Below are 6,580 nucleotides of genomic sequence, written 5' to 3'. Positions count from 1 at the left end.
CGCGCTGCTTCTGCACGGCTTTCCGGATTTGGCTTACGGCTGGCGACACCTGATCCCAATTCTGGCTGACGCCGGGTACCATGTCGTGGCGCCCGACCAGCGGGGTTTTGGCCGCACCACCGGTTGGGTGAACGGCTATGACGCCCAGCTAGAGCCCTTCAGCCTCTTGAATATGACGCGCGACGCCCTCGGATTGGTTTCGGCATTGGGGTATCGGCGTACGGCGATGTTCGTCGGGCACGACCTCGGCTCGCCCGTGGCGGCCTATTGTGCGCTAGCCCGACCTGACATCTTTCCCTCGGTGGTGCTTATGAGCGCACCGTTCCCCGGTCCGCCGGAGTTTCCGTTCAACACCGCGGAAAGCGAGGCATCGTCGGTTCAACCGAACACTGAAAATCAAACGTTAGCGGCCGCGCTGGCGGCCCTCGATCCGCCGAGAGAGTATTACCAACAATACTTGAGCACACGGGAGGCGAACTATGACATGTGGCACCCCCCTCAAGGTTTACACGCGTTTCTTCGTGCATTTTTCTACGTCAAGAGCGCTGACTGGCCGGGAAATAAGCCGCATCCGTTGAAGGCGCGAACCGCCATAGAACTTGCACAAATGCCCACCTATTACGTCATGGATCTCGGCAAGACGATGCCCCAGACCGTCGCTCCATTCCAACCTTCCGCCGCCGAGGTCCTGGCCAGCAAATGGCTCACCGAGCCGGAACTTGGAGTGTACACGGAGGAGTATGGCCGCACTGGGTTTCAAGGCGCCCTGCAGGCTTATCGCGTCTATTCCGATCCTGACCTAAACGCTGAGTTGCGCCTGTTTTCGGGCAAGACGATCGATGTCCCATCGCTCTTCATCGGCGGGAAGAGCGATTGGGGCACCTATTCGGCGCCGGGCGCGGTCGATCTTATGAGGACGAAGGCGGCGACGAGGATGGGTGGCATCGAGCTGATCGACGGCGCCGGTCACTGGGTCCAACAGGAGCAGCCGGTTCGGCTCAGCACGCTCCTGCTCGCCTTCATCAAGGAGGTGGGTGGGGCGGATCACACCAGCGGTTAGGTCGGGGAATGCCTATCGTCGCTCTTGAAAATATTGCCCGGCGTCCAGGTCACCGTTCCGTCAGGTCCGTCACGTTTCAGTGAAGCTCTTGGATTTGGTGGTCCAGGTCCGGTGTTAGCTTCCGGCTTCGCTGCCCTCGATCGGGGGCAGCGAAATCCACCGAGGGCAAGATATTCCGGCGGGGTCAGATTACCACGGAAACGGAAAGGGAGGCGCCCTTGAGGACCCCCGAAAGAAATCTGGAAGAACTGGATGCATACGATAATTCGGTTTCGGTACGCTGTCGTGATGTTTTTTAAACAATAGACGGGTGTCGATACGATGATCCTCCCGACCCGATCCGGTTGACCGGTTTTTCCGGTTAATCTGGAATTTTGGTGTTTTCAAAGACTTCCTTTAGAATTCCCATCCATATTCCCGTCCATTTCCTTTTATACGAGTAAAAGGAAAGGAAAAAACTGCAACAATTTCTAAGCGAAAAACCGGAAAGTCCGGAACCGGGACCCGGACCGGATCCGGATCGCCGGACCGGCCGGAACACAAAAAATATTGCCATACACAACAAAAATAAAATCAGCGAAAAAATTAAAAGGACTGTCAGAAGAGGGATAAGAAATTATGGATTCTAAAGAACAATCTTTACCGTTCTTTCTTTGGGATGGCGATGAAAATCCCACAACGTTAATAGAGAATATTCTCCCGATAGTGTCGAAGTTCTCAAACGCTCCGGAAGAGAAATTAAAGAAAATGATTTCAACAGAGGTATTGACCGTCGTCAAAAGGAAATATGCAAATTTTGAATTCGAGACCGAATTCGATGGGAATGGAATTTTTCATTTGAAACACGATAATTTTGATTTTTTACCCGCGCTGTCGACCGGAGACCGGATTGAACTTTGGATCTCACTATTAGCTGTAATCTGCAAATCAGCTACCAACAATCTAACGGTCATCCTGCGCCGGCTATTTTACCGTCTTAACGCAATACAAAGTATGCGACTAGCTGAATCCATCAAGGACCAATATTTTGTGGAGTTGTTCCCCAAAAATTCAAATTTTTACTCAAAAGAATTTACTAACAAGTGTTAGAGATTTTAAAAAAAATCGATCACGTTGCTGAACATTTTAAAAAAGATCGGATTGCACGCCGGGAGTTCCGGAAAGTGAACGCCCCGACCCGCCCGCACTCGTTTCCCGGAAACCAGATCCAGTCGCGAAAAAACGGACACGATCTCACACCTTCTTTGTCACATCTCCCCTCATGACGTATTTCACAATCATGAACACCACCAGTGCAATGATGATAAAATCAATCACGGCGCTGGCGAAGTCTCCCGCCATAAAATTGATCGGTCCGACCGGAAGGCTGGCTGCCTGCCAGTTCCCTCCGGGAGTGACAGCCCCGACAATCGGCATGATAATATCTTTCACCAGTGCCGTGACCAGCGCTGATGCGGCCGTGCCGATGACAAAGGCAACCGCAAGACCGATAACCTGGTACGTTTTCAGGAATTCCATAAATTGCTCTTCGAACCCCTTTGCATTCCTGCCCAGGGTCGTAACGCCCGTTCTGAGTTCTTTCTCAACGTCATCGGTCTTCTTCAGGTCCATTATGTATCTCCTGCAGGATGCAAACCCTCCCTGCACGTGTTGATGGTCTTTACTTATCACGTATTATAATTCCGGTTTTTGCGTAAGGGACATGGCCCGGGAATTTTTCCCTGTACACGAAATATCGGGACGTCTCCTGTAAAAACGAAAAAAATGTCCTGGGGCCGTACACCGGGAAAACCCGTACCCATGGGCTCGGAAGGCCGCAAAAAAGAATCAGAGCCGGACCAGCTCGTACTCACGGCTGCCCATGCCCAGCTCTTCCGCGTACCGCAGCTGCCGGGGACCGTCCGTGTTCGGCCGCATACCGGAAAACTTGTCCTCGCCCGGGTGACGGTGCCGGGCCAGAAACGACCCCGCAAACCCTTCCTGCTGGTTCACCAGATCGCAGGCTGCCGCATCAATCGCCACTGGGTCTTTCGAGGCGAGGATGCCGATGTCCGGGACGATCGACGCATCGCTCCACGGGACGCAGTCGCAGTCCGGCGTGATCCGGGTGAGGAAACTGATGTAGCCGACCTTTCCCTCTTTCCCCTGCACTGCCCCGTATGCATACTCGATCAGCCGCTCGGTAAAGAGCGGGATTTCGGTCTCCCAGTCGATATCGATCGCGTGCGACGGGCAGACCGTCATGCACTCGAAGCAGCCGATACAGAGGTTCTTGTCAATGGAGGACTTTTCATTGACCAGCGTGATCGCCGATTTCGGGCAGACCCCGGCACACCGCCCGCACCCGGTGCAGTTGTCGCGGATCGAGAACGGCTTTGCCTGGTGCTGCGCCCGTTTCCCCTGCGGCGGCGCACAGCCCATGGCAAGGTTCTTGAGCGCCCCGCCAAAACCGGCCACCTCGTGGCCCTTAAAATGGGTCATGACAATCATGCTGTCCGCGGCCGCGATATCGCCGGCGATGATGGCGGTCTTGAAATGTTTCCTGTTGATCGCCACGTGAGCCACGTTCTTCCCGCAGAGGCCGTCGGCTATAATCACCGGCGCCCCGACCACTGCGTAGTCGAACCCGTGGTGGATTGCGGTTGTGATGTGGTCGACCGCGTTTGAACGGCTCCCGAGGTAAAGCGTATTCGTGTCCGTCACAAACGGCAGGGCCCCTGCCGCTTTTACCTTCTCCACCACCTGCCGCACGTAGACTGGGCTGATGTACGAATCATTGCCCTGCTCCCCAAAATGGAGCTTGATGGCGGTACGGTCCCGGGCCTGGATACAGGACGCAAAACCGGCGGCTTCAAAGAGCCTTGCAACCTTTGCCTCGGTGCTCTCGTTCGGCGATCGTGCCCGGAGGCTGGCAAACCAGACAGTACTTTTCATTTCCTCTATCATCCCCGCTTGGATCATTGTCGCACCACCTATCTAAAGGTCGTGGCCGGTCGGACAATGGTGCCGGGGTTTGGGGTTCCGGACCCGCTCCTTATCGTATCTTTTGTGAGACTCTGCTCATCAACAAAAGGGGGGAGTTGACGGCGTAAGATAAAAAAGGATGTATCCTTATTTTCGCTTTGAAAGTTCGTGATCGAGACAGAAGAGGTGCCCGGGCGTATCCCCGATTGTTTTGATCTTTTCGACAATCGTGGCCGCATTTAACTCTTCCTCGACCTGTTCCTTCACAAACCACTGGAGGACTTCGAAGGTCGCGTGGTCTTTTTCCTTTATGGCAAGGTCGACAAGGTTGTTTATCATGCCGGTCACCTTCTGTTCGTGGGCGTAGACCTCCTCGAAAACCTTGCCGGCCGACGACCACTTTGCCTTGGGTGCCTCGATCGCGTCAAGGACCACCTTTCCCTGCCGTGCGATGATATAATCGTAGAACTTCCCCGCATGGGCCCGTTCCTCGTTTGCCTGGATCCTCATCCAGCTGGCAAACCCCTTGAGATTGAGCGTCTCGAAATAAGCCGACATGCCAAGGTAGAGATACGATGAGTAGAGCTCGCGGTTGATCTGCCGGTTCAATGCTTCTTCCATGGTTTTTGATAACATTCAAAAAACCTCCTGTATGCGCTTGAGATTGATTTATCTTTTAATAAGGGTTTCTGCGGTGACAAGGGATCGCCGGCATCGTAATTCACGATTGCCGGTATCCCGGGCCGGTTTCCGTTACCGGTAAAAACGGTAAAAATCTCACCTCCGGCGCAAAGGAAGGTATCCGGATAGCAAAGAGACTTCCGGCAACCCGTATGCCGAAAGATCCTGGCTAAAATCCTCTCGTGTGCCTGGTGGTGCCCGTCAGGTATTACCGGTTACGTCCGGTTACGTTTATTCTCATCTTTGATGTCAAGAATGATCTCCAGTTCGAGCGACTTTGCGTAGGCGATCTCCGCCTCTTCGCTCTTTCCCATCTCTTCAAGACAGATCCCCTTGATATACCATGCAGAGGCGTCGTTGGCGTTGAGGGAGACCGCCCGGATGGAGGCGGCAAGGGCCGCGGCGTACTGCTCGAGGTAATACAAGGCGAGCCCTTTTTTCGACCATGCGTCTGCGTAATTCGGGTTGATGGCAATCGCCCGATCGCAGTCGGCAATCGCTTCCGCATAGGTTCCCATCTCAATTTTTGCCGATGCCCGCAGGCACCAGCTCTCGGAGTTCTTCGGGTCAATCTGGATTGCCTGGTCGTACAGGGCAAGAGCTTCCCGGTACTTGGTCTGCCGGACATAGAGCCCTGCCCTTTTCAAAAGGCGGGACAACACTTCACTGACCGGCACAACCCGTCACCAGCTGGCTTTTTTTCGAAGGGTTCTCGTGTCTGGGCATTATTATCACTACGAATCTTCAATCAGGTCGCCGAAAATCTTTTTTAAGGCATCCTTCTCATAGGTTGCCATCTGTTCCTCTGCGGCAAGCAGGTGTTGGGGCTTCTCCCAGATAAACCAGTCCTTCATCGTCATGTAGGCAAGCAGGGCGTTCGTGAGGCTGACACCGGTCTGGTAGAGATCGGCATAGTAATCGAGGCCTGGCTCCGCGTTCCAGTCCACGGCCAGGTGCTTTTCCATAATCGTAAGCATGGCATCCCCAAAAACCTTGGACTGGTACCAGGCCGTGTGCGTCCAGCGGGTCGTGAGCATCTCCTTTACTTCGAGATGATCGAATTTTTTCATCTGGGGAATGTTTACGACGGGCATGAGCTTGTCCGCCGGGAGGGTTTTTGCCAGGTAGAGGTCCCGGGCGTAGAACATGGATTTATCAAGCACGAAATAGCGCCTGGGAATGATCTCCATAGTGTCCGCCATCTCGTCCATATCCTCCTTGCCGTCCTTTAAGAGGATATAGAGCTGGGTTTTCCTCAACTGCTCCATGCGGTAATAGATCCGGGCATTGACGATAGGGTTCCAGGGAAGTTCGTTTATGTCCTCATGGAACTGGCGGTACAGGAGAAAAAGCATGTCGATAAGTTTTTTTACGGGGAGCTTCTTGTCCTTCTTTGCCTCGTCCTTGAGAGCGTCAAGGTAGATCTGGCGCATCCCCGTATAGACCGAATCCGGGGTAAACGATAAAACATGGTATCCGGATTTTTTTACTGCCGCTCCTTTGATGAGCAGGTGCGTGCACTGTTTTGCGATGACAAAATCCTTTAACAGGCCGATGTAGCTTGCAGGAAAAATGATAACGTTCTTGTCGACATTGTAGGAATAGACATCGACGAGCGTTCCGCCCGGCGCCGCTTCAGGTTTACGGAGCAGGGTGATCTCGGTATCCAGCATCTGCTCAGTCTCAGCAACAAGCCTGCGGATCGGTTTGGACAGGGGCATGTTGGTCTTCATTGCCCTGCACCCGACCGTATTCTGCAATGGCATCGACCCGGCATGCACCTCACCTCAATGGGTAGTCTTTACGCTGGGCAGGGAAAAAAGTTAGGGTGCGGTACCGCGCCCCTCCTGCAGGCAGCCGGCCGGCATCTGCCGT

General features: G+C 53.9%; 7 protein-coding genes. 2 read left to right on the top strand and 5 right to left on the bottom strand.

Annotated features, from left to right (window positions below; translation table 11 throughout):
* Both ACLQMU_RS02830 and ACLQMU_RS02825 read left to right on the top strand, forming a co-directional pair.
* A partial coding sequence (locus tag ACLQMU_RS02830; protein WP_443673526.1) for an alpha/beta fold hydrolase occupies positions 1-1,060 on the top strand: 1,060 nt, incomplete at its 5' end.
* 618 nt (positions 1,061-1,678) lie between these two features.
* Positions 1,679-2,149: a hypothetical protein gene (locus ACLQMU_RS02825; protein ID WP_443673525.1), complete on the top strand. Its 471-nt coding sequence runs from the start codon at positions 1,679-1,681 to the stop codon at positions 2,147-2,149.
* A 144-nt stretch (positions 2,150-2,293) separates the two neighbouring features.
* Here ACLQMU_RS02825 and ACLQMU_RS02820 read toward each other — a convergent pair whose 3' ends face one another.
* From ACLQMU_RS02820 to ACLQMU_RS02800, 5 genes are all read right to left on the bottom strand, one after another.
* Positions 2,294-2,671: a large conductance mechanosensitive channel protein MscL gene (locus tag ACLQMU_RS02820; protein ID WP_424040138.1), complete on the bottom strand. Its 378-nt coding sequence runs from the start codon at positions 2,669-2,671 to the stop codon at positions 2,294-2,296.
* 216 nt (positions 2,672-2,887) lie between these two features.
* Positions 2,888-3,994 (bottom strand): DUF362 domain-containing protein, encoded by a 1,107-nt coding sequence (locus tag ACLQMU_RS02815; RefSeq protein ID WP_424040136.1) that lies wholly within the window; start codon positions 3,992-3,994, stop codon positions 2,888-2,890.
* A gap of 177 nt (positions 3,995-4,171) precedes the next feature.
* The gene (locus ACLQMU_RS02810) at positions 4,172-4,660 is read right to left on the bottom strand and encodes a ferritin (protein ID WP_422148589.1); all 489 of its coding nucleotides are present in this window, start codon (positions 4,658-4,660) and stop codon (positions 4,172-4,174) included.
* A gap of 260 nt (positions 4,661-4,920) precedes the next feature.
* Complete coding sequence (locus ACLQMU_RS02805) at positions 4,921-5,382, bottom strand: tetratricopeptide repeat protein (protein WP_422148588.1); 462 nt, start codon at positions 5,380-5,382, stop codon at positions 4,921-4,923.
* Positions 5,383-5,439: 57 nt separating this feature from the next.
* Positions 5,440-6,471: a hypothetical protein gene (locus ACLQMU_RS02800; RefSeq protein ID WP_422148587.1), complete on the bottom strand. Its 1,032-nt coding sequence runs from the start codon at positions 6,469-6,471 to the stop codon at positions 5,440-5,442.
* Positions 6,472-6,580: the final 109 nt, after the last annotated feature.

Source organism: Methanoregula sp., from assembly GCF_052325125.1.
Taxonomy (GTDB): Archaea; Halobacteriota; Methanomicrobia; order Methanomicrobiales; family Methanospirillaceae; genus Methanoregula.
The sequence above is the reverse complement of the archived record's forward strand: the minus strand, read 5'-3'. Positions and strand labels throughout refer to the sequence as shown.